General features: G+C 62.7%; 22 protein-coding genes and 3 tRNA genes. 3 read left to right on the top strand and 22 right to left on the bottom strand.

Features of this window, described 5'->3' with window-relative positions:
• Positions 1-18 precede the first annotated feature (18 nt).
• Positions 19-2,196, bottom strand: a complete 2,178-nt coding sequence (locus CAG33_RS10945) for a DUF1631 domain-containing protein (RefSeq protein WP_085578469.1) — start codon at positions 2,194-2,196, stop codon at positions 19-21.
• A gap of 313 nt (positions 2,197-2,509) precedes the next feature.
• Here CAG33_RS10945 and nadC point away from each other — a divergent pair, with 313 nt between their 5' ends.
• Positions 2,510-3,358, top strand: a complete 849-nt coding sequence (gene nadC / locus CAG33_RS10940; RefSeq protein ID WP_085578467.1) for a carboxylating nicotinate-nucleotide diphosphorylase — start codon at positions 2,510-2,512, stop codon at positions 3,356-3,358.
• Between the two features lie 51 nt (positions 3,359-3,409).
• Here nadC and CAG33_RS10935 read toward each other — a convergent pair whose 3' ends face one another.
• Positions 3,410-3,706, bottom strand: coding sequence for a DUF6388 family protein (locus CAG33_RS10935; RefSeq protein WP_085638374.1), 297 nt, complete (start codon positions 3,704-3,706; stop codon positions 3,410-3,412).
• 275 nt (positions 3,707-3,981) lie between these two features.
• Between CAG33_RS10935 and CAG33_RS10930 the strand changes: the two genes are divergently transcribed.
• Positions 3,982-4,596 carry a hypothetical protein gene (locus CAG33_RS10930; protein ID WP_085638371.1) on the top strand — a complete coding sequence of 205 codons (615 nt, stop codon included), beginning with the start codon at positions 3,982-3,984 and terminating at the stop codon, positions 4,594-4,596.
• A gap of 6 nt (positions 4,597-4,602) precedes the next feature.
• On the opposite strand, the gene CAG33_RS10925 is transcribed toward CAG33_RS10930, so the two are convergent.
• The 16 genes from CAG33_RS10925 to rlmE all read right to left on the bottom strand — a co-directional run bounded on the left by CAG33_RS10925 (position 4,603) and on the right by rlmE (position 20,139).
• A tRNA-Thr gene (locus CAG33_RS10925) sits at positions 4,603-4,678 on the bottom strand.
• Positions 4,679-4,809: 131 nt separating this feature from the next.
• Positions 4,810-6,915 (bottom strand): polyribonucleotide nucleotidyltransferase, encoded by a 2,106-nt coding sequence (gene pnp / locus CAG33_RS10920; protein ID WP_085578461.1) that lies wholly within the window; start codon positions 6,913-6,915, stop codon positions 4,810-4,812.
• A gap of 209 nt (positions 6,916-7,124) precedes the next feature.
• Positions 7,125-7,394 (bottom strand): 30S ribosomal protein S15, encoded by a 270-nt coding sequence (gene rpsO, locus CAG33_RS10915; RefSeq protein WP_085578459.1) that lies wholly within the window; start codon positions 7,392-7,394, stop codon positions 7,125-7,127.
• 139 nt (positions 7,395-7,533) lie between these two features.
• Positions 7,534-8,451, bottom strand: a complete 918-nt coding sequence (truB, locus tag CAG33_RS10910; RefSeq protein ID WP_085578456.1) for a tRNA pseudouridine(55) synthase TruB — start codon at positions 8,449-8,451, stop codon at positions 7,534-7,536.
• A 4-nt stretch (positions 8,452-8,455) separates the two neighbouring features.
• Entirely contained in the window at positions 8,456-8,857 is a 402-nt protein-coding gene (rbfA, locus tag CAG33_RS10905; RefSeq protein ID WP_085578454.1) for a 30S ribosome-binding factor RbfA, read from the bottom strand.
• Positions 8,858-9,016: 159 nt separating this feature from the next.
• Positions 9,017-11,539, bottom strand: a complete 2,523-nt coding sequence (gene infB, locus CAG33_RS10900; protein WP_085578452.1) for a translation initiation factor IF-2 — start codon at positions 11,537-11,539, stop codon at positions 9,017-9,019.
• Positions 11,540-11,566: 27 nt separating this feature from the next.
• Entirely contained in the window at positions 11,567-13,048 is a 1,482-nt protein-coding gene (gene nusA / locus CAG33_RS10895) for a transcription termination factor NusA (protein ID WP_085578449.1), read from the bottom strand.
• Between the two features lie 59 nt (positions 13,049-13,107).
• A complete protein-coding gene (gene rimP / locus CAG33_RS10890) occupies positions 13,108-13,566 on the bottom strand; it encodes a ribosome maturation factor RimP (protein ID WP_085638536.1) in 459 nt (152 codons plus the stop codon).
• A gap of 127 nt (positions 13,567-13,693) precedes the next feature.
• A tRNA-Met gene (locus tag CAG33_RS10885) sits at positions 13,694-13,770 on the bottom strand.
• A 98-nt stretch (positions 13,771-13,868) separates the two neighbouring features.
• Positions 13,869-13,954 (bottom strand) — tRNA-Leu (locus CAG33_RS10880).
• Positions 13,955-13,976: 22 nt separating this feature from the next.
• Entirely contained in the window at positions 13,977-14,360 is a 384-nt protein-coding gene (gene secG / locus CAG33_RS10875) for a preprotein translocase subunit SecG (RefSeq protein ID WP_085631752.1), read from the bottom strand.
• Positions 14,361-14,364: 4 nt separating this feature from the next.
• Complete coding sequence (gene tpiA / locus CAG33_RS10870) at positions 14,365-15,120, bottom strand: triose-phosphate isomerase (protein ID WP_085638368.1); 756 nt, start codon at positions 15,118-15,120, stop codon at positions 14,365-14,367.
• A 65-nt stretch (positions 15,121-15,185) separates the two neighbouring features.
• Complete coding sequence (glmM, locus tag CAG33_RS10865) at positions 15,186-16,523, bottom strand: phosphoglucosamine mutase (protein ID WP_085578443.1); 1,338 nt, start codon at positions 16,521-16,523, stop codon at positions 15,186-15,188.
• 15 nt (positions 16,524-16,538) lie between these two features.
• Entirely contained in the window at positions 16,539-17,390 is an 852-nt protein-coding gene (gene folP, locus CAG33_RS10860) for a dihydropteroate synthase (protein WP_085638365.1), read from the bottom strand.
• A gap of 8 nt (positions 17,391-17,398) precedes the next feature.
• A complete protein-coding gene (gene ftsH, locus CAG33_RS10855; RefSeq protein ID WP_085578439.1) occupies positions 17,399-19,303 on the bottom strand; it encodes an ATP-dependent zinc metalloprotease FtsH in 1,905 nt (634 codons plus the stop codon).
• Positions 19,304-19,515: 212 nt separating this feature from the next.
• Positions 19,516-20,139, bottom strand: coding sequence for a 23S rRNA (uridine(2552)-2'-O)-methyltransferase RlmE (gene rlmE, locus CAG33_RS10850; RefSeq protein ID WP_085578437.1), 624 nt, complete (start codon positions 20,137-20,139; stop codon positions 19,516-19,518).
• A gap of 102 nt (positions 20,140-20,241) precedes the next feature.
• Here rlmE and yhbY point away from each other — a divergent pair, with 102 nt between their 5' ends.
• Positions 20,242-20,550, top strand: coding sequence for a ribosome assembly RNA-binding protein YhbY (gene yhbY, locus CAG33_RS10845; RefSeq protein WP_085578435.1), 309 nt, complete (start codon positions 20,242-20,244; stop codon positions 20,548-20,550).
• A 12-nt stretch (positions 20,551-20,562) separates the two neighbouring features.
• Here yhbY and CAG33_RS10840 read toward each other — a convergent pair whose 3' ends face one another.
• The 4 genes from CAG33_RS10840 to carA form a co-directional block, all read right to left on the bottom strand.
• Entirely contained in the window at positions 20,563-21,012 is a 450-nt protein-coding gene (locus CAG33_RS10840; protein WP_085578433.1) for an MFS transporter, read from the bottom strand.
• Positions 20,990-21,466 (bottom strand): transcription elongation factor GreA, encoded by a 477-nt coding sequence (greA, locus tag CAG33_RS10835; RefSeq protein WP_085578431.1) that lies wholly within the window; start codon positions 21,464-21,466, stop codon positions 20,990-20,992. Before greA ends, CAG33_RS10840 begins: the two co-directional genes overlap by 23 nt.
• The gene (carB, locus tag CAG33_RS10830) at positions 21,463-24,684 is read right to left on the bottom strand and encodes a carbamoyl-phosphate synthase large subunit (protein WP_085638362.1); all 3,222 of its coding nucleotides are present in this window, start codon (positions 24,682-24,684) and stop codon (positions 21,463-21,465) included. The genes greA and carB overlap by 4 nt, the downstream gene beginning before the upstream one ends.
• 125 nt (positions 24,685-24,809) lie before the next feature.
• Positions 24,810-25,946 (bottom strand): glutamine-hydrolyzing carbamoyl-phosphate synthase small subunit, encoded by a 1,137-nt coding sequence (gene carA, locus CAG33_RS10825; RefSeq protein ID WP_085578426.1) that lies wholly within the window; start codon positions 25,944-25,946, stop codon positions 24,810-24,812.
• Positions 25,947-26,104: the final 158 nt, after the last annotated feature.

The raw sequence follows: 26,104 nt of genomic DNA, 5'->3' as shown, positions 1-26,104 counted from the left end.
TCGGCGTGCCGGACGCGATCACTTGGCGCGATTGCGCCGCCGCAGATTGCCCAGCACCGACTCCAGCGCGCGGTCGAACAGCAAGGTGTCGTCCAGCCGCCACGCCGCGCCGCGACGCAGCTCCAGGGCGAGCCCGGTGCGGTCGCGCTCCAGCACTTTCATGCCGGTGCGGTCGACGAACACGTATTTGCCGGTGGTCTCGTTGATGGCCGCCAGCTTGCAGCGCAAGGTGTGCTCTTCGTCTTCGCGAAACACCACCCAACTGCCCAGCCGCAACTGCTCGACCTGCCGCAGGCCGGCATCGTCCTGCGGCAGGCGCAAAGGCATGCCCTCGTCCGCCGCGCGCAGGGCCACCGGCAACGCCACCTCGACTAAGACCAGCGCCTCGGTGGGGCCGGACTCATCGGCACGCTCGAACAGGCGCACGTGCAGCGCTTCCAGCTCGCTGAAAAACTCGCTGGTGGCGAACGGGTCGAACGCCGAACTGCTCAGGCCGTCGCGCAACGACTTGAGCAGCCCCGGCACCATCGCCAGCAGGCGCATGCCGGACTCCGGCCCATCGTGACGCTGCACGCTCCAGACCAATTGCTCCATGGTCTGCACGTCCGCCCGCCATTCGGCGCTCTGGTCGCCGTGCTTCAGGCAGGTCAACAGCAGCACCTTGCTCCAGGCATCCTGGACGAACGCCACCACTTTGGGCGGCAGCACCTTGCCCGGCAACGCCTGGTTGAGCGCCTGCTCCACCCGGCGGCGAGCCAGTTCGGTCCTCGCCCGCCCCTCCTCGGCATCGCGCAGGCGCTGCTCGAGCAATTCGCTGCGGCGGCGCTCGTCGCCGGTGAAGGCCAGGAAATCCGCCAGCAGCTCGGAGAAGATCGCCGGATCGTCATTGAAATCGGTCAGCAAGCGCTGCACCACCTGCTCGATGCGCAGGTACAGGCTGTCCCGCGCATGGCCGTCGCACTCGCCCCAGCCCATGGCGGCGTCCGCGATTTCGTTGAGCAGGCGCCGCGCCGGGTGACTGCTGCGGCTGAAGAAACTCTTGTCGAGCACCGCGACCTTGAGCATCGGGATCTGCAGCCGAGCGATCAGCGCCTTGAGCGAATCCGGCAGGTTGCGGTCGTCGAGGATGCACTCGAACAGCATGGCGATCAGGTTGATCACGTCCTCGTCGGCGCCGCCGACGATGCGCGACTTGCCGCTGCGCACGCTCACCTGGGTCAGCAATTGCTCGAGCTGGTTGCGCAGGTCGAAATCGTCCAACGCCGCCAGCGTCGGCACGTACTGCTGCAAGTGCGAAAGCAGGCGCAGCAGGTCGCGGGTGGAGATCGGCTGAACCGCCGAACTGGGCTCCAGGATCGGCGCCACGCTGCCGCGCAGGTGCGACAGCAGTGCCTGCAACGCCGAGAAGACTTCCTGCACGCCGTCCTCCAGCGGAGGCGGTTCGCTGTGCGTCGGCTCACTGCTGGCACGGGTGACGGCCTGGTCGATGGCACGGCGCGCGGGCGCCGGTTTCAGCTCGGGCAGCACGCCGGTGGCGGCCAGCAACTGATTGGCTTCGGCATACAGCTGATCGGTGTCGGCCAGCACGTAACGCTCGAACAGCTTGAGCAGAATCAGCTTGACCTTGATCCCCACCCCCAGGTTGCGCCCGGCCAGCAGGAAATATTCGCACAACATCGAAGGACCCAGCGGGTTGTGCCGATCCTCCAGGGTCTTGCCGAGCAGGGCATTGAGCCGCGCCGTCAATTGATCGAGGGCGAAACCGTCGCGGCTCAGCACACGGCCGACCATGGTCTCGATGGCGACGCTGCGCTCCCGGTCGTCGGTGCGTTCAGAGGTTTCGTCCGGCAGCAGCGAGGACGGCAAGGCGTTTTGCGCGGGATCGTACTGGGTGAGGCCGACGAACGCCTCGAAGAGATGTTCGAGAAAGCCGCGCTCGATGTTCTTGCGCTTCAGGCGCAGGTCGCGCATGGCCTCGAAAAAGAGGTTCTGCTCGACGTCGCTGCGGGCTCGGTCGGCCATTTCGAACAGGGTGTCGTCGGCATTGTCGAACAGCGCCTGCAGGCCGTGGCGCAGTTGCTGGGTGGCCTTGTCGCGCACCTGAAGCAGAATCACAGGCAGGCGGGCGAGCGGCGAAGGGTTCGCCGGATCGGTAGCGGCCTTGCGCAAAGGCACTACATTCCCGTCGTTGTGCATCCAAGCCTCCTGAAACGGTGATTCTTCAAGTGCGCGGGCCTGCCGATCCCTGTCGGGGAACGGCCGGAAAGCGGGCTCAAAGACAAACGTCAAAGCCATGACGTCAAATGCAAGGCGGATTATCTTGCAAAAAATGTCCCCGGCGCCAGAGCCCTCAGGGATTCCCCTAGGCCCCGGCGCTGTTCCAGTGACCGCTCCCGGCGCGCATTTGCTCAAGGAAATCGACCGGCTGCGCTCAAGTCCCTGCGCACCCGCCTTGGGTTGGGCCCTGCCATGCCCCTATAATCGGGCCACTTTGTCTGTGGAGCCCGTTATGCCGAACCTACGTCTCGCCGATTTGACCGCCGAAATCGAAGCCAACGTCCGCCGTGCGTTGCGCGAAGACATCGGCAGCGGCGACATCACCGCACAACTGATCCCGGCCGAACGCCTGGCCAAGGCGACCATCATCACCCGCGACGCCGCCGTCATCTGCGGCACCGCCTGGGTCGACGCCGTGTTCCGTCAGCTCGACCCGCGGGTGGCGGTGCACTGGCAGGTGCGCGACGGCGACCGGGTGAGCCCCAACCAGCCGCTGTTCCACCTGGAAGGCCCGGCCCGTTCGCTGCTGACCGGCGAACGCAGCGCGCTGAACTTCCTGCAGATGCTCTCCGGTGTCGCGACCCGCGCCCGACAACTGGCGGATTTCGTCGCCGAGACCGGCGTGAAGCTGCTCGACACCCGCAAGACCCTGCCGGGCCTGCGCCTGGCGCAGAAGTACGCGGTGACCTGCGGCGGCTGCCACAACCACCGCATCGGCCTGTACGACGCGTTCCTGATCAAGGAAAACCACATCGCCGCCAGCGGCGGCATCCCCCAGGCCATCGCCGCCGCGCACCGGATCGCGCCGGGCAAGCCGGTGGAGGTCGAAGTGGAAAGCCTGGATGAACTGAAGGAGGCGCTGGACGCCGGCGCCGACATCATCATGCTCGACGAGCTGAGCCTGGACGACATGCGCGAAGCCGTACGCCTGAACGGCGGCAAGGCGAAGCTGGAGGCCAGCGGCGGCATCAACGAAAGCACGCTGCTGCCGATCGCCCGCACCGGCGTGGACTACATTTCCATCGGCGCCATGACCAAGGACGTGAAGGCGGTGGACCTGTCGATGCGCCTGAGCCTCTGAAGCCGCCGCGCAACGAAAAACGCCAGCTCCGTCGGGGCTGGCGTTTTTGTTTCAATCGTCGATTTCGTTGAGTTCAAGATAGGCCTGCAGCTTCATGCCCAAGGCTTCGGCCACTTCCTGATGCACTTCCAGGCGCATGGCCTTGAGCTCCTGCGGCGTCTCGGCCACCAGCTCCAGCACCAGTTCCCAAGGCTCCAGCCCGCGGGACTCGGCTTCGTCCTCGAACGCCCACTGCGCCTGCTGCTTTTGCTCGGTGGCGTCCAGGGCGCTGATCTCTTCCTGAAGGGAAGGCGTCGCCGCCAGGTATTTCTCCAGCGCTACATCGATTCGTTGTTCTTTTGGGATCATGGCGTTCTCGCTGATCAGGGGAATGGGTGATGGATCTGGATCTTCTGGGATCTCTCTGCCGCGGATTGTCCGGCCTCGGAACCATTCGGGATCATCTGAACACTGCAGGGCGATGCTTGTGCTGGCGCCGAATATAGGACGTTTGGATGACGAATGACACGGGTCTTTACATCTCTCGCACAAAAAGCTGACCGGGGGAACATAAATCCGGATTCCGAGTCATAGCGATGTGCCATATCGGCACGCCTCTCCGCTGTCCACAAGGAAACCCAGTGATGCGCAGCCTTTCGAAGTTGTCGTCTGTTGTGTCCACTACCGCAATGACCGCCCTGCTCGGGGCGCTGGCCCTGCCGGGCAATGCAATGGCCATCGAGCTGAGCGACCGGCTCCCCGGCTACGGCGACTCGGTTCCCGCCATCCACAACGACAACGGCAAGACCGTGATCGTCAGAACCGACATCAGCCTCGATGAACTGAAGAAGATGCGCGACACCCTCGGCGACCAGACGCGCCAGCTCGAAGAGCTCAAACGCAGCAGCGGCTCCAGCGCCAGCGCCGGCAGCCGGGAGACTGACCAGCTCAAGGAACAGGTCAAGAAACAGGACGGTGAACTGGACACCCTGCGCCGGCAGATGGAAGAACTCAAACGCAGCAGCGGTTCCAGCTCAAGCGCCGGCAGCCGCGACACCGACGAACTGAGGAACAAGGTCAAGGAGCAGGACCGGGAACTGGACAACCTGCGCCGGCAGGTCGAGGAACTCAAACGCAGCAGCGGTTCCAGCTCCAGCTCAAGCGAGCTGTCGAGCCTCAAGCGGGACGTCAGCGATCAGGACCGTGCGATGGATCAGCTCAAGCGCACCGTGGAGGAGCTGAGCCGCAAGGTGAAATGAGGGGAATGGTGCCCGAGACAGGAATCGAACCTGCGACCTTCGCGTTACGAGTGCGCTGCTCTACCGGCTGAGCTACACGGGCGGTGGGCTAAACCTAGCATCGGTCTCGGCGCCCGGCAACCCATCTCGCGCCGCAATCATTTTTGACAGGAAAAAAAATGCCCCGCCGTTTTCACGGCGGGGCATTTTCATTGCGCGAAAGCCTGGGGTCGATTAAACGCCCGAAGCCTTGGCAGCCGCCACGTCTTTGATGGACAGCTTGATGCGGCCGCGGTTGTCCACGTCCAGCACCAGCACTTCCACTTCCTGGCCTTCTTTCAGGATGTCGGTGACTTTCTCTACGCGAGCGTCGCTCAGCATCGAGATGTGCACCAGACCGTCCTTGCCCGGCAGGATGTTGACGAACGCGCCGAAGTCGACGATACGCTCAACCTTGCCCACGTAGATCTTGCCGATCTCGGCTTCGGCGGTGATGCCCAGAACGCGCTGACGGGCAGCTTCTGCGGCTTCCTTGGTTTCGCCGAAGATCTTGATCGAGCCGTCGTCTTCGATGTCGATCGACGCCTTGGTCTCTTCGCAGATTGCACGGATGGTCGCGCCACCTTTGCCGATCACGTCGCGGATCTTGTCGGTGTCGATCTTCATCGCGATCATGGTCGGTGCGTTGGCCGACAGTTCGGTACGCGACTGGCCGATCACTTGGTTCATCTGGCCGAGGATGTTCAGGCGAGCTTCCAGGGCCTGGCCCAGGGCGATCTCCATGATCTCTTCGGTGATGCCCTTGATCTTGATGTCCATCTGCAGCGCGGTGACGCCCTTGGCGGTACCGGCCACTTTGAAGTCCATGTCGCCCAGGTGGTCTTCGTCACCCAGGATGTCGGTCAGGACGGCGAACTTCTCGCCTTCCTTCACCAGGCCCATGGCGATACCGGCCACCGGTGCCTTCATCGGCACACCGGCGTCCATCAGGGCCAGGGAAGCGCCGCACACGGAAGCCATCGAGCTGGAGCCGTTGGATTCGGTGATTTCCGACACCACACGAACGGTGTACGGGAATTCGTCGGCGGCAGGCAGCATGGCCTGGACCGAACGGCGGGCCAGACGGCCGTGACCGATTTCGCGACGACCGGCACCGCCCATGCGACCGCACTCGCCCACCGAGAACGGAGGGAAGTTGTAGTGCAGCATGAACGAGTCTTTCTTCTCGCCTTCCAGGGTGTCCAGCAGTTGCGCGTCACGGGCGGTGCCCAGGGTCGCGACCACCAGGGCCTGGGTTTCGCCACGGGTGAACAGCGCCGAACCGTGGGTCTTCGGCAGCACGCCGACTTCGATGTTCAGCGGACGCACGGTGCGGGTGTCGCGGCCGTCGATGCGTGGCTTGCCGTTGACGATGTTCTCGCGAACGGTGCGGTATTCGATTTCGCCGAAAGCCGCTTTGACGTCGCCGGCCGAAGGCTGGCCTTCTTCACCGGACAGCTTGGCGACCGCCTGGTCGCGCAGCTCGCCCAGACGGGCGTAGCGGTCGGCCTTGACGGTGATGGTGTAGCCTTGGGAGATCGCTTCGCCGAACTCGGCACGGATCGCGCCCAGCAGTTCGGTGGCCTCGGCGGCAGGCGCCCAGTCCCAGGTCGGCTTGGCGGCTTCGGCGGCCAGTTCCTTGACGGCCTTGATGACCGACTGGAATTCGTCGTGGGCGAACAGCACGGCGCCCAGCATCTGGTCTTCGGTCAGTTCCTTGGCTTCCGACTCGACCATCAGCACGGCTTCTTCGGTACCGGCCACGACCATGTCCAGGCTCGATGCGGCCAGTTGCTCGTAGGTCGGGTTCAGCAGGTAGCCGGTGCTTTCGTGGAAAGCGACGCGGGCGGCGCCGATCGGGCCGTCGAACGGAATGCCGGAGATGGCCAGGGCAGCCGAGGTGCCGATCATCGCAGCGATGTCCGGATCGGTCTTCTTGCTGGTGGAGACGACGGTGCAGACGACCTGCACTTCGTTCATGAAGCCTTCAGGGAACAGCGGACGGATCGGACGGTCGATCAGTCGGGAAGTCAGGGTTTCCTTCTCGGAAGGACGGCCTTCGCGCTTGAAGAAACCGCCAGGGATCTTGCCTGCGGCGTAGGTCTTTTCCTGGTAGTGAACGGACAGGGGGAAGAAACCCTTGCCCGGATCGGCTTGCTTGGCGCCGACCACGGTCACCAATACGCTGACGTCGTCGTCAACGGTGACCAGCACTGCGCCGGTGGCCTGACGGGCGATGCGGCCTGTCTCGAGGGTGACGGTCGACTGACCGAACTGGAACTTCTTGATTACCGGGTTCACGGTGTCCTACCTTCTTTGTGGCTCTTGGGGGAACTGGTTTCTTGCGAAATTCTTGGGCAATGTCGGGAATCGGCCCGATGCGGATTGTCCGGGGTGCTGCCGGGATGAAACAGGTGCCTCAGATAAAACTTGAGGCTGGAAGCCTGCCGCCTGCCGGCGGAAAACCGCAGACAGCCGACAGGCAACCAACCTCATAGCGCAATCGCTGATTAGCGACGCAGGCCCAGGCGGCCGATCAGAGCGCTGTAGCGGCTCAGATCTTTGCCTTTCAGGTAGTCCAGCAGCTTGCGACGCTGGTTAACCATGCGGATCAGACCACGACGGGAGTGGTGGTCTTTGCCGTTGGCCTTGAAGTGACCTTGCAGCTTGTTGATGTTGGCGGTCAGCAGTGCAACTTGCACTTCTGGCGAGCCGGTATCACCAACGGCTTGCTGGTAGTCGGTAACGATTTGAGCTTTTTCTGCTGCGCTGAGAGCCATGAGGCAATCCTTTTATCAGGAAACCGTCCAGGGACGGTTTCAACAGGCCAGGGACAAATCCCTGTATCAATAAAAGAGCAGTGACCGTGCCTGTTGACAGCCACCCTCGCCGGCCCGCTGTTACGCGGACCGGTTCCGGTCATTCCGACCGAATCAAGCGACGCGGCGCGATGCGCCCGTCTTCGCTCACTTCACCGATGCCGATGAAGCGACCGTTGTGATCCTGTACCCGCACCATGCCGAACTTCGGCGCATCCGGAGCGCGCACCGGCTGGCCGTTGAGCCAGTAGAACGCGCTGTGCTCCGAGAACTTCAGCAGCGGCCAATCCTGCAGGCCGCTGTCCGCCGGCATGAGGAAGCGGTCGAGCGCTTCGTTGCCGCCTTCGGCATGGGCCGCTTCGAGCTCTTCGAGGGTCACGGTCTGCGCCAGGGTGAAAGGCCCGGCCTGGGTACGCCGCAATTCAGCGACGTACGCACCGCAACCGAGCTGCTCACCGATATCCTCCACCAGGGTACGGATATAGGTGCCCTTGCTGCAATCCACCGCCAGTCGCGCAGTATCGCCTTCGAAGGCCAGCAATTCCAAGCGCGCAATAGTAACAGAACGCGGTTCGCGCTCCACTACTTCACCTGCACGGGCCAACTTGTAGAGCGGCTGGCCATCACGCTTGAGCGCCGAGTACATCGGCGGTATCTGATTGATTTGCCCACGGAATTTCGGCAGGACGGCTTCTATGTCGGCGCGACCAACGGTCACCGGACGCTCCTGCAGAACCTCGCCCTCGGCATCGGCCGTGGTAGTGGTCTTGCCCAGTTGCGCCAGCGTCTCATAGCCCTTGTCGGAATCGAGCAGGTACTGCGAGAACTTGGTCGCCTCGCCGAAGCACAGCGGCAGCACGCCGGTGGCCAGCGGGTCGAGGCTGCCGGTGTGCCCGGCCTTCTCGGCGTTGAGCAGCCAGCGAACCTTTTGCAGCGCCGCGTTGGAGGTGAACCCCAGCGGCTTGTCGAGCAGGATGATGCCGCTGACGTTACGACGGATACGTTTGACCTGGGCCACCGGATTACTCCTTGGTGTCTTCGGGTTCGGCCGCCGTCTCGTGCAGGCTGTCTTCAGCCACCGCACGGTCGATCAGGGCCGACAGGTGCGCGCCGCGGGCGACGCTTTCGTCGTAGTGGAAATGCAGTTGCGGCACGCTGCGCAGCTTCATTTCGCGGGCCAGCTGCATGCGCAGGAAACCGGCGGCGGCGTTCAGCACCTTGATGCTCTGCGCGATGTCGGCAGCGTTGTCCTGCCCCATCACAGTGATGAAGATCTTGGCGTGACCGACGTCACGGCTGACATCCACCGCAGTGATGGTGACCAGGCCGACGCGCGGGTCTTTGACTTCACGACGGATCAGCTGGGCCAGCTCACGCTGCATCTGATCGCCGATACGTTGGGTACGGCTGTATTCTTTTGCCATGGTTTGTTACCTGTAACTGCCCCACGGCGAAACCCGTGAGGTCTGAAAGCGGCAAACGCCCGGCCTGGCGGAGGCCAGACCGGGCGTTGCGTTTAGAGTCCGCCGGACGGGCTGCGCAGATCGCTGCGGCGGCCCGTTGCGGCTCCCGAAGTGCGCGAGTCAGAGGCTGCGAGCAACCTGAACCTTCTCGAAGACTTCGATCTTGTCGCCGACCTTGACGTCGTTGTAGCTCTTCACGCCGATGCCGCATTCCATACCGGCACGGACTTCGGAAGCGTCATCCTTGAAGCGGCGCAGGGATTCCAGCTCGCCTTCGAAGATCACGATGTCTTCACGCAGTACGCGGATCGGACGGTTACGGTGCACGACACCCTCGACCACCATGCAACCGGCGATCGCGCCGAACTTCGGCGAACGGAACACGTCACGCACTTCGGCGATACCCAGGATGTTCTCGCGGACATCGCTGCCGAGCATGCCGGTCAGGGCCTTCTTGACGTCTTCGATGATGTCGTAGATCACGTTGTAGTAACGCATGTCCAGACCTTCCTGCTCGACGATCTTCCGTGCGCCCGCATCGGCACGCACGTTGAAGCCGAACAGCACGGCGTTGGAAGCCAGTGCCAGGTTGGCGTCGGATTCGGTGATGCCACCGACGCCGCCACCGACCACACGCACTTGCACTTCGTCGTTGCCCAGGCCGTTGAGGGCGCCTTGCAGGGCCTCCAGCGAACCGCGGACGTCGGACTTGAGGACGATGTTGAGCGTCTTCTTCTCTTCCTGGCCCATGCTTTCGAAGATGTTTTCCAGCTTGCCGGCGTGAGCGCGGGCCAGCTTGACTTCGCGGAACTTGCCTTGACGGAACAGGGCCACTTCACGGGCCTTCTTCTCGTCGGCCACCACGCTCATCTCGTCACCGGCGTCAGGCGTGCCGTCCAGGCCTAGGATCTCGACCGGAATGGCCGGGCCCGCTTCCTTGATCGGCTTGCCGTTCTCGTCGAGCATGGCGCGCACGCGGCCATAGTTCGAACCGACCAGCACCATGTCGCCTTGACGCAGGGTACCGTCCTGAACCAGCACGGTGGCCACCGGGCCGCGGCCCTTGTCCAGACGCGACTCGACCACGACACCACGGCCAGGGGCCGACGGAGTGGCGGTGAGCTCAAGCACTTCGGCCTGCAGCAGCACGGCTTCGAGCAGTTCGTCGACGCCGGTACCCATCTTCGCCGAAACCGGAACGAACGGCGTGTCGCCACCCCAGTCTTCCGGCGTCACGCCGTGGGTCGCCAGCTCGCTGCGGATGCGATCGAGGTCGGCACCCGGCTTGTCGATCTTGTTCACCGCCACCACCAGCGGCACGCCAGCAGCCTGGGCGTGCTGAACGGCTTCGATGGTTTGCGGCATCACGCCGTCGTCGGCCGCGACCACCAGGATCACGATGTCGGTCGCCTTGGCGCCGCGGGCACGCATCGCGGTGAACGCCGCGTGACCCGGGGTGTCGAGGAAGGTGACCATGCCGCGTTCGGTTTCGACGTGGTACGCACCGATGTGCTGGGTGATGCCGCCGGCTTCGCCCGCAGCGACCTTGGCGCGACGGATGTAGTCGAGCAGCGAGGTCTTGCCGTGGTCAACGTGACCCATGACGGTCACGACCGGAGCACGAGGCACCGCCTCGCCTTCGAACTTCAGGGACTCGGCCAGGGAATCTTCCAGGGCGGTGTCGCTGATCAGGGTCACTTTGTGGCCCAGTTCTTCGGCGACCAGCTGGGCAGTTTCCTGGTCCAGAACCTGGTTGATGGTGGCCGGGGTGCCCAGCTTGAACATGAACTTGATGATTTCAGCAGCCTTGACCGACATCTGCTGGGCCAGATCGCCCACAGTGATGGTCTCGCCGATCTTCACGTCACGCACCACCGGCCCGGTAGGGCTCTGGAAACCGTGGGCGTTGCGTTTCTTCAGCTTGGACTTGCTGCTGCGACCGCCGCGGCGGAAGCCATCGCTTTCTTCGTCGGTAGTGCGGGGCGCCACGCGAGGGGCCGGCGCCTTTTCCTTGACCGATGCGCGGTGCGGAGCGTTCTTGCGCTCGCCGTCACCGCCGCCGCGACGGCTGTTCTCGTCGGCGCGTGGCTTGTCCGGACGACGCTGGTCGTCACGCTTGCGCACTTCGACGACCGGAGCGGCCGGCGCTGCGGATACCGCTTCGCGCACAGGCTCGGCAACCGGAGCCGGGGCTGCAACAGGCTCGGCCGCAGCGGCCGGGGCAGCAGGAGGCTGACGGCGCGCTTCTTCTTCGGCGCGCAGGCGGGCTTCCTCTTCTGCCTTTTGACGGGCGGCGTTTTCCACGGCGCGGCGCTCGTCCAGCTCACGCTGACGCTCGGCCTCGATCTCTTCCGGGCTGCGCTGCACGAAAACTTTCTTCTTGCGCACTTCTACGCTGATGCTCTTGCTGCCGGCCACCCGCAGGGTGCTGGTGGTTTTACGCTGCAGCGTGATCTTGCGTGGCTCTTCCACTTTCGCCTTGTGGCTGCTCTTCAAGTGAGTCAGCAGGGACTGCTTTTCACTGTCAGTCACATGTTCTTCGGCGGCGGTGTGCGGCAGACCTGCCTCACGCATCTGCTGCAACAGGCGCTCTACCGGTGTTTTGACCTCATCGGCCAGTTGTTTCACCGTGACTTGCGTCATGCACTTCTCTCCTCAGGCCGCGCCTAATTACTCGAACCAGTGGGCTCGGGCGGCCATGATCAACTTGCCGGCACGCTCTTCGTCGATACCGTCGATGTCGAGCAGGTCATCAATCGACTGCTCGGCCAGGTCTTCGCGGTTAACTACGCCGCGCACCGCCAGTTCCGCCGCCAGATCCTTGTCCATGCCCTCAAGCGAGAGCAGGTCTTCGGCCGGATGGGCGTCTGCCAGCTTTTCCTCAGTAGCGATGGCCTTGGTCAACAACCGGTCCTTGGCGCGAGCGCGAAGCTCGTTGACGATTTCCTCGTCGAAGCCGTCGATGTTGAGCATCTCTTCCAGCGGTACGTAGGCAATCTCTTCCAGGCTGGTGAAGCCTTCGTCGACCAGCACCTGGGCCAGCTCTTCGTCGACTTCCAGCTCGTCGATGAAGTTGCGCAGGATGTCGCCGGTCTCCGCCTGTTGCTTGGCCTGGATGTCCGATTCGGTCATCACGTTCAGGGTCCAACCGGTCAGCTGACTGGCCAGACGCACGTTCTGGCCGCCGCGGCCGATGGCCTGAGCGAGGTTGTCGGCACCCACCGCGATGTCCATGGCGTGGGCGTCTTCGTCAACGATGATCGCCGCCACTTCGGCAGGCGACATGGCATTGATCACGAACTGCGCCGGGTTGTCGTCCCACAGGACGATGTCCACACGCTCGCCACCCAATTCGCCCGACACGGCCTGGACGCGCGAACCGCGCATGCCGATGCACGCGCCCTGCGGGTCGATGCGCTTGTCCTTGGAGCGGACGGCGATCTTGGCGCGCGAACCCGGATCCCGGGAAGCGGCCATCACTTCGATCAGGCCTTCGGCGATTTCCGGCACTTCGATGCGGAACAGCTCGATCAGCATTTCCGGCGCGGTGCGCGACAGGATCAGCTGAGGGCCGCGGTTCTCGGTGCGGATTTCCTTGAGCAGCGCACGCAGGCGAACGCCGACACGGAAGGTCTCGCGGGAGATGATGTCTTCACGGGCCAGCAACGCTTCGGCGTTGTTGCCCAGGTCGACGATCACGTTGTCGCGGGTCACTTTCTTCACGGTGCCGGAGATGATCTCTCCCAGGCGCTCGCGGTACGCGTCCACGACTTGGGCGCGCTCGGCTTCACGAACCTTCTGTACGATGACCTGCTTGGCGGTCTGCGCCGCGATGCGGCCGAACTCGATGGACTCGATCTTCTCTTCGACGACGTCGCCGACCTTGGCGCCCGGGTGCGTTTCGGCAACCTTGCTCGGCCAGGTCTCGATGGCCGGATCGTCCAGATCGGCTTCCTCGACCACCGTCCAGCGACGGAAAGTCTCGTAGGAACCGGTGTGGCGGTTGATTTCCACACGCAGGTCCACTTCGTCTTCAAAACGTTTTTTGGTTGCAGTGGCCAGAGCCAGCTCCAGCGCTTCAAAAATCACGCCTGCCGGTACACCCTTTTCATTGGATACCGACTCAACAACCAGCAGTACTTCTTTGCTCATCGTACGCCTCGCCTTTCGCAAGCCATTGGATCCGCGGGATCCGCAGTATCTGGCAGGTCTCAGTCAAAACTGGGAATAATGTTGGCCTTGTCGATCATATCGATCGGCAACAGGAACTCATGGTCATCCACCTGCACCACGACATCCTGTTCTTCCACTCCGCGCAGAAGGCCCTGAAAGTTGCGCCGGCCTTCAAAAGGCGAACGCAATTTGATCTTCACTTGTTCGCCGGCATGCGAAGCAAACTGTTCCAGAGTGAACAGCGGGCGATCCATGCCAGGAGAGGACACCTCAAGGGTGTATTCGGAACTGATCGGGTCTTCCACATCGAGGACCGCGCTGGCCTGACGACTCACTGCCGTGCAGTCGTCGATCAGGATGCCGCCCTCTTTATCGATGTAGATCCGCAAAACCGAATGTTTGCCTTGAGAGATGAATTCGATCCCCCAGCATTGATAGCCAAGAGCCTCGACCACCGGGGCCAACAAGGCCTGCAACTGTTCTAGCTTGCTCGACACCTGAACCCCCTCGTGCATGCTGTGCAAATAAAAAATGGGCAAGAAGCCCACCATGAGATTGCCGCGCGACAGCGGCATTGAAAGTGTCCAGCTAACAAAAAGCCCCTGAAGAAGGGGCTCCTTAAACTGGTTGCGGGGGCCGGATTTGAACCGACGACCTTCGGGTTATGAGCCCGACGAGCTACCAGACTGCTCCACCCCGCGACAAAGCTGGGGCGAAAGTATACGACCGAACCCTAACGAGGGTCAATGTAACCTTCCACCTGCAAGAAAGCCCGCAACAGCGGGCTCTCCTGACTAATTGGTACCGAGAAGGGGACTCGAACCCCTACACCCTATGGGCACAACCACCTCAAGGTTGCGTGTCTACCAATTCCACCACCTCGGCAAAACTACGTTTGAAACCCTTCTTACTTCTGCTCTTGAGCTGGAGGTACGTCAGTCGCCGAGTTGGCCGACTTTTGCTCTTGAAGCACCGGGACATCATCAGAAGCCGGCTGTTGCTTTGGAACTTCCAACACCGCTGGATCTGGCAGACCTGCTTGAGTCAGCTGATGAGCCTTCTCTTTAGCAAAGTATCCTAACCCTAAGCTGGTTATGAAGAAACCGGCGGCGAGTATAGCAGTAAACTTACTAAGAAAGGTAGAGGAACCTTGGCTTCCGAACACAGTATTTGAAGCACCTGCTCCGAAAGACGCACCAGCGTCCGCTCCCTTACCCTGCTGCAGCAAAACCAGAGCAACTACGCCCAATGCACCCAGCAGATGAAAAACGACTACGACTGTTTCCAGCATTTTTTCAGTTTCCCGCGGCGCGGCAAATCGCACCGAACTCATCTGCATTCAGGGAAGCTCCACCAATGAGCCCCCCATCGATATCCGGCATGCCGAACAGTTCAGCCGCATTGGCCGCCTTCACGCTGCCGCCGTACAGAAGCCGCACACCTCGTGCCACTTCAGGATTCTCTGCCGCCAATTGCTCGCGGATGGCCTTGTGCACATCCTGAGCCTGCTGCGGCGTCGCAGTCAGCCCGGTGCCAATGGCCCAGACCGGCTCGTAAGCGATGACCGCCTTTGCAAAGGCACCCACCCCCAACTCTTCGATGATGATGCCCAGCTGACGCCCGACAACCTCAAGGGTCTGTCCAGCTTCGCGCTGCTCAAGGGTTTCCCCTATGCAGAGCACCGGAACCAGACCGCAGGCCTGTGCCGCCGCGAACTTGCGGTTCAGCATCCCGTCACGCTCACCCATGATCTGGCGACGCTCGGAGTGCCCGACAAGCACCAGGGAACAACCTGCGTCCACCAACTGACTCGGAGCGATCTCACCCGTCAAGGCACCTTGCATGGATTCCACCGCAGAATTCTGCGCACCGACCGAAATCGATTTTCCTTTCAGGCCATCAATCACTTGATTGATGAACAGGCAAGGCGGGAATACCGCGACATCAATGCCGCTTGGCAATGCCAGATGACGGAGGCCGTTGATCAGCTCAGCGACGCTGGCGCGGGTACCGTGCATTTTCCAGTTACCAGCTACCATAGGGCGACGCATGCTTTACCTCGTCGGTCAAAGTGGGCGCAGATGTTACCCAACACAATCATGGCTGGCAAGCCGAATCATGCAGAAACTTCAGTCACCAGTTTTGCCAGCTCTTCGGCGTAGCCGCGAACCTGGGCCTCGTCCTCGCCTTCGACCATGACACGCACCAAAGGCTCTGTCCCGGACTTGCGCAGCAGAACGCGGCCACGACCGGCCATCGCCTGGGTGACACGGGCACTGGCTTCTTTGACAGCAGGATGCTCAAGCGGACTTTCGCCGCCGCCGAAACGCACGTTGATCAGCACCTGCGGACACTTGCGCAGCGCCTGGCGGGTCTGGGCCAGCCCTTCGTTGCGGGTCTTCAGCGCCATCAGCACCTGCAGCGCCGCGATGATCGCATCCCCGGTTGTGGTGTGGTTGAAGCACACGACATGCCCTGAGTTCTCACCGCCCACCAACCAGTTGCGTTCCAGCAGTTCGGCGATGACATAACGGTCGCCGACATTGGCGCGCACGAACGGGATGCCCAGATCGGCCAGCGCCAGTTCCAGCCCGAGATTGCTCATCAAGGTGCCGACCACACCGCCCTGAAGCTTGCCGCGCTCGTGCAGGTCCCGCGCGATGATGAACAGCAGCTCGTCGCCGTCGACCACGGCGCCGGTGTGATCCACCATCTGCACCCGGTCGCCGTCACCGTCGAAGGCGATGCCCAGGTCGGCGTGCTCCGCCAGCACCGCGGCCTGCAACGGCCCCATGTGGGTCGAGCCGCAGTTGTCGTTGATGTTCAGGCCATTCGGCTGGGCCGACAGCACCACGACCTCGGCGCCCAGCTCACGGAACACGCTCGGCGCCACCTTGTAGGTCGCACCGTGGGCGCAGTCGATCACGATCTTGAGGCCCGAGAAGCTGGTGCCGGACGGCACGCTGCTCTTGCAGAATTCGATGTAGCGGCCCGAGGCATCGTTGATCCGCGAGACCTTGCCGATCTTGCTCGACTCGACCACGGTCATCGGCGTGTCGAGAAGCTCTTCGATCATCAGCTCCAGCTCGTCCGGGAGCTTGGTGCCCTTGCCGGAGAAGAACTTGATGCCGTTGTCGTCGTGCGGGTTGTGCGAAGCGCTGATCACGATCCCGGCCTCGGCCTGGAACGTGCGCGACAGGTAGGCGATGGCCGGCGTCGGCATAGGGCCGAGCAGCATCACATCGGCCCCGGCGGAGGTCAGGCCGGCCTCAAGCGCCGATTCGAACATGTACCCCGAAATCCGGGTGTCCTTGCCGACCAGCACCTTGCAGGCGCCCATCTTGCGGAATGCCATGCCGGCTGCCCAGCCGAGCTTGAGCATGAAGTCTGGAGTGATCGGATACTCACCGACCCGGCCGCGAATACCGTCGGTGCCAAAATATTTCTTGCTCATAAGTGCTCCATATTCCTATTCGGCCGATTCCACGGCTTCGATCATCCGCACGACATCCACCGTTTGCGCCACGTCATGCACGCGCAGTATGCGCGCGCCCTTGACCGACGCCAGCGCCGCCAGTGCCAGACCACCGCTCAAACGTTCATCCACGGGACGATTCAAGGTCTGCCCGATCATGCTCTTGCGGGAAACGCCCACAAGCAGCGGCCGCCCAAGCGCATGCAGGGATTCCATGTGCTTGAACAAGCTTAGATTGTGCTGCAGGGTTTTGGCGAAACCGAAACCGGGGTCGAGAATGATCCTCTCGGCAGGAATGCCCGCCGCGGCGCACGCCGACATCCGCTCGACCAGAAACTCGCCCACTTCACGGGTGACGTCCTGGTACCGCGGATTGTCCTGCATGTCGCCAGGCTCGCCCAGCATGTGCATGAGGCACACCGGCAAACCCGTGGCCGCCGCCGCATCCAATGCACCGTCCCGGCGCAACGAGCGCACGTCGTTGATCAACCCCGCCCCCAGCCGAGCCGTCTCGCGCATCACCGACGGGGTCGACGTGTCGACCGAAATGATCACATCCAGCTCCCGGGCGATCCGCTCCACGGCCGGGGCCACGCGCTCGAGTTCCTCCAGCGGAGAAACCGCCCGCGCACCGGGCCGGGTGGATTCGCCACCGACATCGATCAACGTCGCGCCGGCCTGCACCATCGCTTCGGCATGGCGCAACGCAGCATCGAGCTGACCGTACCGGCCGCCATCGGAGAAAGAGTCGGGAGTGACATTGAGAATGCCCATGACATGCGTCCGGGCCAAATCAAGAACCCGGTTGCCGCAAGGCAACCGGGTCAGGGACTGAGCAGAAGTCATTTCAAACCTTAAACGTCAGCTGCCGGGCCGCCGATCGGAGTTTCCGGACGCTCATCCCGCACCACGGGCGGAGGCGTACCGGTGCCGCCCGACCAGTCGCGAGGCTCGCGCGGTTCGCGTCCGGCCATGATGTCGTCGATCTGCTCGGCATCGATCGTTTCGTACTTCATCAGCGCATCGGCCATGGCGTCGAGCTTGTCACGATTGTCCGTGAGGATCTGCTTGGCGGTGCCGTAGCACTGGTCGATGATGCTGCGCACCTCGGAGTCGATCAGTTTGGCCGTCTCGCCGGAGAAGCTCGCGTTCTGACCGCCACCACCGCGCCCGAGGAACACTTCGCCCTCTTCTTCGGCATACATCAGCGGACCGAGTTTTTCCGACAGGCCCCACTTGGTCACCATGTTCCGGGCGATCTGACTTGCACGCATGATGTCGTTGGAAGCACCGGTGGTGACGCCGTCGAAGCCCAAGGTCATCTCCTCGGCGATACGACCACCGTACAGCGAGCAGATCTGGCTGATCAGCGCACGCTTGGACAGGCTGTAACGATCCTCTTCCGGCAGGAACATGGTCACGCCCAGGGCACGGCCACGCGGGATGATCGACACCTTGTAGACCGGGTCATGCTCTGGCACGACGCGACCGACGATGGCGTGACCGGCCTCGTGGTAAGCGGTGTTCTGTTTCTCTTTCTCGGACATGACCATGGTCTTGCGCTCGGCGCCCATCATGATCTTGTCCTTTGCCAGTTCGAATTCCTTCATCTCGACGATGCGCTTGCCGGCGCGGGCCGCGAACAGGGAGGCCTCGTTGACCAGGTTGGCCAGGTCGGCGCCGGAGAAGCCCGGAGTACCGCGGGCGATGACGGCCGGAGCGACATCGTCGCCCACCGGCACCTTGCGCATGTGCACCTTGAGGATCTGCTCGCGGCCGCGGATGTCCGGCAGGCCGACCACCACCTGACGGTCGAAACGCCCCGGACGCAGCAGCGCCGGGTCGAGCACGTCAGGACGGTTGGTCGCGGCGATGACGATGATGCCGTCATTCATCTCGAAGCCATCCATCTCGACCAACAGTTGGTTGAGGGTCTGTTCGCGCTCGTCATGACCGCCGCCCATGCCGGCGCCACGATGGCGACCCACGGCGTCGATCTCGTCGATGAAGATGATGCACGGCGCGTGCTTCTTGGCCTGTTCGAACATGTCGCGAACACGGCTGGCACCGACACCGACGAACATCTCGACGAAGTCGGAACCGGAAATGGTGAAGAACGGCACCTTGGCTTCGCCGGCGATCGCCTTGGCCAGCAGGGTCTTACCGGTACCCGGAGGGCCGACCATCAGAACACCGCGAGGGATGCGACCGCCCAGACGCTGGAACTTGCCCGGGTCGCGGAGGAACTCGACGAGCTCGCCGACTTCTTCCTTGGCTTCGTCGCAGCCGGCGACGTCAGCCAGGGTGGTCTTCACCTGATCCTCGGAAAGCAGGCGCGCCTTGCTCTTGCCGAAGCTCATCGGGCCGCCCTTACCGCCGGCACCGCCTTGCATCTGGCGCATGAAGAACATGAACACCGCGATGATCACCAGGATCGGGAAGCTGGCCACCAGCAACTGGGTCCAGATGCTCTGCTGCTCAGGCTGCTTGCCTTCGATCACCACATGGTTGTCGACCAGGTCGCCGATCAGCCCGTTGTCCTGGATGGCCGGACGAATGGTCTTGAAGCTGTCGCCGTCATTGCGCTTGCCGGTGATCACATAGCCGTCGACGGCCACGCGCTCGACCTTGCCGTCCTTGACCTGTTGGATGAAGTCGGAATAGTTGAGGGTCTGCGGCTCGTTCGGACTGGAGAAGTTGTTCATCACAGTCACGAGAACCGCCGCGATGATCAACCACAAAATCAGGTTCTTTGCCATATCGTTCAATTCGTTACCCTCTGAAGCAGGCCAGGCGCAGCCGTGCCTCGCATGATAATCACCGGCTTAACTTACTACATTACCCGCACGACTGCAGGCGCCGTCTGTAACCCTTTGTGAAACCTAGACTACACGATGTTGTTCCAGGCCAGGTTCCGTGTCCCATTGCAAAAAACTATGGGACGCCTCTGAAAGCCCCGGCCTGACGCCTTTCACTCGCCGCGATAGCCCCAAGCCAGCAGGTATTGCTCGCGGGAACTGTCGCGGGAAGAGTCCGGTTTGATCATCTGGACCTTGTCGAATTTCTGACGAGTGTCCTTCAGATAGGCATCGAACCCCTCGCCCTGGAAAATCTTGATCAGGAAATTGCCGCCAGGCTTGAGGATCCGGGCCGCCAGATCAAGGGCCAGCTCACAGAGGAACATGGCCTTGGGCATGTCCACGGCAGGCGTACCACTCATATTGGGGGCCATATCGGAAATCACAAGATCCACCTGCGAATTGCCTACGGCTTCAAGAATGCGGGCGAGCACTTCGTCCTGGGTGAAGTCGCCGTGGACGAAGGTCACGTCCGGGATGCTGTCCATCTCCAGGATGTCCGAGGCGATCAGCCGGCCCTGGCCGCCGATCAGCCGGCTAGTGACCTGCGACCAGCCGCCGGGCGCGGCGCCCAGGTCGACCACGCTCATGCCCGGACGGATCAGCTTGTACTTCTCCTGGACCTCCAGAAGCTTGTAGCTCGCGCGCGAGCGGTAACCATCCTTCTGCGCTTGTTTCACATAAGGATCGTTGACATGTCGTTTCAGCCAACCAAGGCTTGTCTTGGAACGCGCCATTGGGCACCTCGATGATAAGGGTCGTGATTTATCGGGCGGATCCACGAGCCCTCGGGTAAAATGGCCGCCATTTTTACAGAATCCAGACGAAAGGGTCAGATTATGCCGCTCAGCAACGAGCAGAAGAAACAATTCAAATCCATTGGTCACGACCTGAAGCCGGTTCTGATGGTGGCCGGCAACGGCCTGACCGAAGGTGTTCTCGCCGAGCTGGAGCGTGCGTTGACCGATCATGAACTGATCAAGGTGCAGGTCAAGCTCGAAGACCGCGACGACCGTCGCGCCGTCATGGACGAGCTGGCCAAGGCCGGCCGCGCCGAGCAGGTGCAGATCATCGGCAAGATGGTGCTGCTGTACCGCAAGAACCCGCAGCCGAACAAGCAGCTGTCGAACATCCACCGCTACAAATGACGGTGGCCCCGGTCAGCGGTGCGGCTTGCGCACCCTGACCGGCACGGACTGGGCCACCAGCACGATGCCGCTGATCCCCAGCACCACGAAACAGTACATCTGCCAGCGCTGATCGACCGACACGCCGTAGCGCAGCGTGTAATAGCCGAAGCAGGCGGCCAGGCCGACCAGCAGCACCCGGCCACTGAACACCCGCCACCATGCCGCGACACCGGCAACCCTCGCCAGCAGCGTCAGCTGAACCAGCATTCCCACCGCCGCCACACCGATCAACCAACGGTCGATCTGCGTCGCGACGTCGTCGATCAGCAACGGCGCCAGCCCGCTGACCTTCAGCGCCGGAATCAATCCGACATGAAACACCCAAAGGCCGCCGACCCAGAAGACCTGGGACAGCTGCCAAAGGATGGCCTCAAGGGTGGGCGCCCGGAACATCGCGTCAGATGTGCTTGACTTCGACAATCTCGTACTCGACCGTGCCGCTCGGAGTCTTGACCACGACCGTATCGCCTTCTTCCTTGCCGATGATCGCACGGGCTATCGGCGCTGCCGCCGAAAGCCTGCCTTTCTTGATGTCGGCTTCGTCCTCGCCGACGATCTGGTAGGTCACCTGATCGCCGGTCTCGGTGTTTTCCAGATCCACGGTGGTGCCGAAAATCACCTTGCCGGTATGGGCGATGGTGGTGACATCGATCACCACCGAGTTCTGCAGACGGCCTTCGATGTCGCGGATCCGCGCCTCGACCATGCCCTGCTCCTCGCGGGCGGCATGGTACTCGGCGTTTTCCTTGAGGTCACCGAGCTCGCGGGCCTCGCCGATGGCCTGGCTCAAGCGCGGACGCTCGACCTTGCTCAGGAACGTGTGCTCTTCCTCCAGGGCCTTCGCGCCCCGGACGGTCATTGGGTATTTGTTCATGCCTTCAATCCTGCGTGTAGATCCTGCAAGCGGCGCACGGTCTTCTCGGGACCGAACTTCAGCGCTTCGCAAATGGCTTCGCCCGCAGCAATGGTAGTGGTGCAGTAGATCTTGTGCTGCAGGGCATTGCGGCGGATGGAGTAGGAATCAGCGATCGACTGCCGACCCTCGGTGGTGTTGATGATCAGGGTGACTTCGTCGTTCTTGATCATGTCGACCACGTGCGGACGACCTTCGGTCACCTTGTTCACGCGGCGCACCTTCAGGCCTGCGGCCTCGATCACCTTGGCGGTGCCGGCGGTGGCCACCACTTCGAAGCCCAGGCCGATCAGGTCACGGGCCACGCCCGCCACCAGCGGCTTGTCGTCGTCGCGGACGCTGATGAAGGCGGTGCCGCCGGTCGGCAGCACTTCGCTGGCGCCCATCTGGGCCTTGGCGAACGCTTCGCCGAAGGTGTCGCCGACGCCCATCACTTCACCGGTGGACTTCATTTCTGGGCCGAGGATCGGGTCGACGCCAGGGAACTTGGCGAACGGGAACACCGCCTCTTTCACGCTGTAGAAGTTCGGGATGATTTCCTTGGTGAAACCCAGTTCTTTCAGCGTTTTGCCGGCCATTACGCGGGCCGCGATCATCGCCAGGGAGACACCGATGCACTTGGACACGAACGGCACGGTACGGGAGGCGCGCGGGTTGACTTCGATGACGTAGATGTCTTCGCCCTGCAGCGCCAGCTGCACGTTCATCAGACCGACCACGCCCAGTTCCAGGGCCATTTTCTTGACCTGTTCGCGCATCTCGTCCTGGATGTGCGTCGGCAGCGAGTACGGCGGCAGCGAGCATGCGGAGTCACCGGAGTGAACGCCGGCCTGCTCGATGTGCTGCATGATCGCGCCGATCACCACGTCCTTGCCGTCGCTGACCGCATCCACGTCCATCTCGATGGCGCAGTTGAGGAAGTGGTCCAGCAGCACCGGGCTGTCGTTGGACACCTGCACCGCTTCGCGCAGGTAACGCTTGAGTTCTTCTTCCTTGTAGACGATTTCCATCGCCCGGCCGCCCAGCACGTAGGACGGACGCACCACCAACGGGTAGCCGATCTTGGCGGCGGCGCGGACGGCTTCGTCTTCGCTGCGCACGGTGGCGTTCGGCGGCTGACGCAGGTTCAGGCGCTCGACCATCTGCTGGAAGCGCTCGCGGTCTTCGGCGCGGTCGATGGCGTCAGGGCTGGTGCCGATGATCGGCACACCGGCCGCTTCGAGGGCACGGGCCAGTTTCAGCGGAGTCTGGCCACCGTACTGGACGATCACGCCTTTCGGCTTCTCGACGCGGACGATTTCCAGCACGTCTTCCAGGGTCACCGGCTCGAAGTACAGGCGGTCGGAGGTGTCGTAGTCGGTGGAGACGGTTTCCGGGTTGCAGTTGACCATGATGGTCTCATAGCCGTCATCGCGCAGCGCCAGTGCCGCGTGCACGCAGCAGTAGTCGAACTCGATGCCCTGGCCGATGCGGTTCGGGCCGCCACCGAGGATGATGATCTTGTCGCGGCCGGACGGCGCCGCTTCGCACTCTTCCTCGTAGGTGGAGTACAGGTAGGCGGTGTCGGTGGCGAACTCGGCGGCGCAGGTGTCGACGCGCTTGTAGACCGGGAACACTTCCAGCTTCTGACGGTGGGTGCGCAGGTTCTTCTCGGTGACGCCCAGCAGCTTGGCCAGACGCTGGTCGGAGAAGCCCTTGCGCTTGAGGCGGAACATCAGGTCGCGGTCGATGGCCGACAGACCGAGGGTCTTGACCTTCTCTTCTTCCTTGACCAGGTCCTCGATCTGCACCAGGAACCATGGGTCGATCATGTTCATGCCGAAGATGTCTTCGACGGTCAGGCCGGCACGAAACGCGTCCGCCACGTACCAGATGCGCTCGGCGCCCGGCACGGTCAGTTCGCGCTTGAGGACACTCATGCTTTCCGGGTTGCTCAGGTCGAGCTTCTCGTCCAGGCCGCAGACGCCCACTTCCAGGCCGCGCAGGGCTTTCTGCAGGGACTCCTGGAAGGTACGGCCGATGGCCATGACTTCACCCACCGATTTCATCTGGGTGGTCAGGCGTGCGTCGGCCTTGGCGAACTTCTCGAAGGCGAAGCGTGGCAGCTTGGTGACGACGTAGTCGATGGACGGCTCGAAGGACGCCGGGGTCTTGCCGCCGGTGATGTCGTTCGACAGCTCGTCGAGGGTGTAGCCGACGGCCAGTTTCGCGGCGACCTTGGCGATCGGGAAACCGGTGGCCTTCGAGGCCAGGGCCGACGAACGGGACACCCGCGGGTTCATCTCGATCACGACCATGCGGCCGGTGTTCGGGCAGATGCCGAACTGCACGTTGGAGCCGCCGGTCTCGACGCCGATCTCACGCAGCACCGCCAGGGAGGCGTTGCGCAGGATCTGGTATTCCTTGTCGGTCAGGGTCTGGGCCGGGGCCACGGTGATCGAGTCACCGGTGTGCACGCCCATCGGGTCGAAGTTCTCGATCGAGCAGACGATGATGCAGTTGTCCTTTTTGTCGCGGACAACTTCCATCTCATATTCTTTCCAGCCGATCAGGGATTCGTCGATCAGCAGTTCCTTGGTCGGCGACAGGTCCAGGCCGCGGGCGCAGATCTCTTCGAACTCTTCACGGTTGTAGGCGATGCCGCCGCCGGTGCCGCCCATGGTGAAGGACGGACGGATGATGCACGGGAAGCCCAGGCGCTCGAGCACCGCGTTGGCTTCTTCCATGCTGTGGGCGATGCCGGAGCGCGGGCATTCCAGGCCGATGGCCTTCATGGCCTTGTCGAAGCGCGAGCGGTCTTCGGCCTTGTCGATGGTGTCGGCGTTGGCGCCGATCATTTCCACGCCGAACTTTTCCAGTACGCCTTCGCGCTCCAGGTCCAGGGCGCAGTTCAGCGCGGTCTGGCCACCCATGGTCGGCAGCAGCGCGTCCGGACGCTCTTTCTCGATGATCTTGGCGACGGTCTGCCACTTGATCGGCTCGATGTAGGTGGCGTCGGCCATGGCCGGGTCGGTCATGATGGTGGCCGGGTTGGAGTTCACCAGGATGACGCGGTAACCCTCTTCGCGCAGGGCCTTGCAGGCCTGGGCGCCGGAGTAGTCGAATTCGCAGGCCTGGCCGATCACGATCGGGCCGGCGCCGAGAATCAGGATGCTTTTAATGTCTGTACGTTTTGGCATGGGTTTGTCACTCAAATCCGCAGGTCAGTCGGCAAGCCGTCCTGATCGATTTCTGAAGTATCGAGGGGGCCGCCGGTCGCGGGGCCGCCCTCGAAGGGCTTCTCGCTACAGTCTCAAGGCAACGCTCAGCGTCGCTTGGCCATCTCGTTGATGAAGCGGTCGAACAGTGGCGCCACGTCGTTCGGGCCCGGGCTCGCTTCAGGGTGGCCCTGGAAGCTGAACGCGCTCTTGTCGGTGCGCTCGATGCCTTGCAGGGTGCCGTCGAACAGCGATTTGTGGATCGCACGGACGTTGGCCGGCAGGGTCGCTTCGTCTACCGCGAAACCGTGGTTCTGGCTGGTGATCATCACGACACCGGTGTCCAGGTCCTGCACCGGGTGGTTCGCGCCGTGGTGGCCGTGGCCCATCTTCAGGGTCTTGGCGCCGGAGGCCAGGGCCAGCAGCTGGTGGCCGAGGCAGATGCCGAACACCGGGATCTCGGTTTCCAGCACATCCTTGATCGCCTGGATCGCGTAGTCGCACGGCTCCGGATCGCCAGGGCCGTTGGACAGGAACACGCCGTCCGGCTTGAGGGCCAGCACGTCGGCGGCCGGGGTCTGGGCCGGCACCACGGTGACGCGGCAGCCGCGCTCGACCAGCATGCGCAGGATGTTGACCTTGACGCCGTAGTCGTAGGCGACGACGTGGTAAGGCAGCTCGGAGGCTTCGAGGGTGGCGTGGCTGTCGGTCTTCAGATCCCAGACAGTGGAGCGCCATTCGTATTGGGTCTTGGTGCTGACGACCTTGGCCAGATCCATGCCCTTCAGGCCCGGGAAGCCTTGCGCGGCGGCGATGGCGGCTTCTTCGGAAATGTTGTCGCCGGCCATGATGCAGCCGTTCTGCGCGCCTTTCTCACGCAGGATGCGGGTCAGGCGACGGGTGTCGATACCGGCGATGGCCACGACGTTGTTGGCCTTCAGGTAGTCGGAAAGGGACATCGTGTTGCGCCAGTTGCTCGCCACCAGCGGCAGGTCGCGAATGACCAGGCCGGCCGACCATACGCGGTTGGACTCGGCGTCTTCCGGCGTGGTGCCGGTGTTGCCGATGTGCGGGTAGGTCAGGGTAACGATCTGCTGGGCGTAGGAAGGATCGGTAAGGATTTCCTGATAGCCGGTCATTGCGGTGTTGAACACCACCTCACCAACGGTCTGACCGTCGGCTCCAATGGCTTCGCCGCGAAAAATGCTGCCATCAGCAAGGGCGAGTATGGCTGGCTTAGTCAAGAAGACCTCCCGTAAATAACGCATGAAGGGGCAATCGCAGGTTGTAAAAAAGCGGAGTGACGTATGGACACGTCACCCCGCTTCTTCACTGAATTATTCTGCGCGCTTTTAGTGGACACACTAAAGCTGTAGCTTACAGGAATGCCTTCAAAATCGAA

The sequence above is a fragment of the Pseudomonas sp. B3(2017) genome (genome assembly GCF_002113595.1).
Lineage (GTDB): Bacteria > Pseudomonadota > Gammaproteobacteria > Pseudomonadales > Pseudomonadaceae > Aquipseudomonas > Aquipseudomonas ekonensis.
The sequence above is the reverse complement of the archived record's forward strand: the minus strand, read 5'-3'. Positions and strand labels throughout refer to the sequence as shown.

Excerpts from the sequence above, each read along its gene's own strand:
- carB (WP_085638362.1), bottom strand. The coding sequence starts at position 24,684 with ATGCCAAAACGTACAGACATTAAAAGCATCCTGATTCTCGGCGCCGGC.
- glmM (WP_085578443.1), bottom strand. The coding sequence starts at position 16,523 with ATGAGCAAGAAATATTTTGGCACCGACGGTATTCGCGGCCGGGTCGGT.
- yhbY (WP_085578435.1), top strand. The coding sequence starts at position 20,242 with ATGCCGCTCAGCAACGAGCAGAAGAAACAATTCAAATCCATTGGTCAC.
- CAG33_RS10945 (WP_085578469.1), bottom strand. The coding sequence starts at position 2,196 with ATGCACAACGACGGGAATGTAGTGCCTTTGCGCAAGGCCGCTACCGAT.
- secG (WP_085631752.1), bottom strand. The coding sequence starts at position 14,360 with ATGCTGGAAACAGTCGTAGTCGTTTTTCATCTGCTGGGTGCATTGGGC.
- nusA (WP_085578449.1), bottom strand. The coding sequence starts at position 13,048 with ATGAGCAAAGAAGTACTGCTGGTTGTTGAGTCGGTATCCAATGAAAAG.
- nadC (WP_085578467.1), top strand. The coding sequence starts at position 2,510 with ATGCCGAACCTACGTCTCGCCGATTTGACCGCCGAAATCGAAGCCAAC.
- tpiA (WP_085638368.1), bottom strand. The coding sequence starts at position 15,120 with ATGCGTCGCCCTATGGTAGCTGGTAACTGGAAAATGCACGGTACCCGC.
- CAG33_RS10935 (WP_085638374.1), bottom strand. The coding sequence starts at position 3,706 with ATGATCCCAAAAGAACAACGAATCGATGTAGCGCTGGAGAAATACCTG.
- CAG33_RS10930 (WP_085638371.1), top strand. The coding sequence starts at position 3,982 with ATGCGCAGCCTTTCGAAGTTGTCGTCTGTTGTGTCCACTACCGCAATG.
- rpsO (WP_085578459.1), bottom strand. The coding sequence starts at position 7,394 with ATGGCTCTCAGCGCAGCAGAAAAAGCTCAAATCGTTACCGACTACCAG.
- infB (WP_085578452.1), bottom strand. The coding sequence starts at position 11,539 with ATGACGCAAGTCACGGTGAAACAACTGGCCGATGAGGTCAAAACACCG.
- folP (WP_085638365.1), bottom strand. The coding sequence starts at position 17,390 with ATGACTTCTGCTCAGTCCCTGACCCGGTTGCCTTGCGGCAACCGGGTT.
- rbfA (WP_085578454.1), bottom strand. The coding sequence starts at position 8,857 with ATGGCAAAAGAATACAGCCGTACCCAACGTATCGGCGATCAGATGCAG.
- greA (WP_085578431.1), bottom strand. The coding sequence starts at position 21,466 with ATGAACAAATACCCAATGACCGTCCGGGGCGCGAAGGCCCTGGAGGAA.
- ftsH (WP_085578439.1), bottom strand. The coding sequence starts at position 19,303 with ATGGCAAAGAACCTGATTTTGTGGTTGATCATCGCGGCGGTTCTCGTG.
- rlmE (WP_085578437.1), bottom strand. The coding sequence starts at position 20,139 with ATGGCGCGTTCCAAGACAAGCCTTGGTTGGCTGAAACGACATGTCAAC.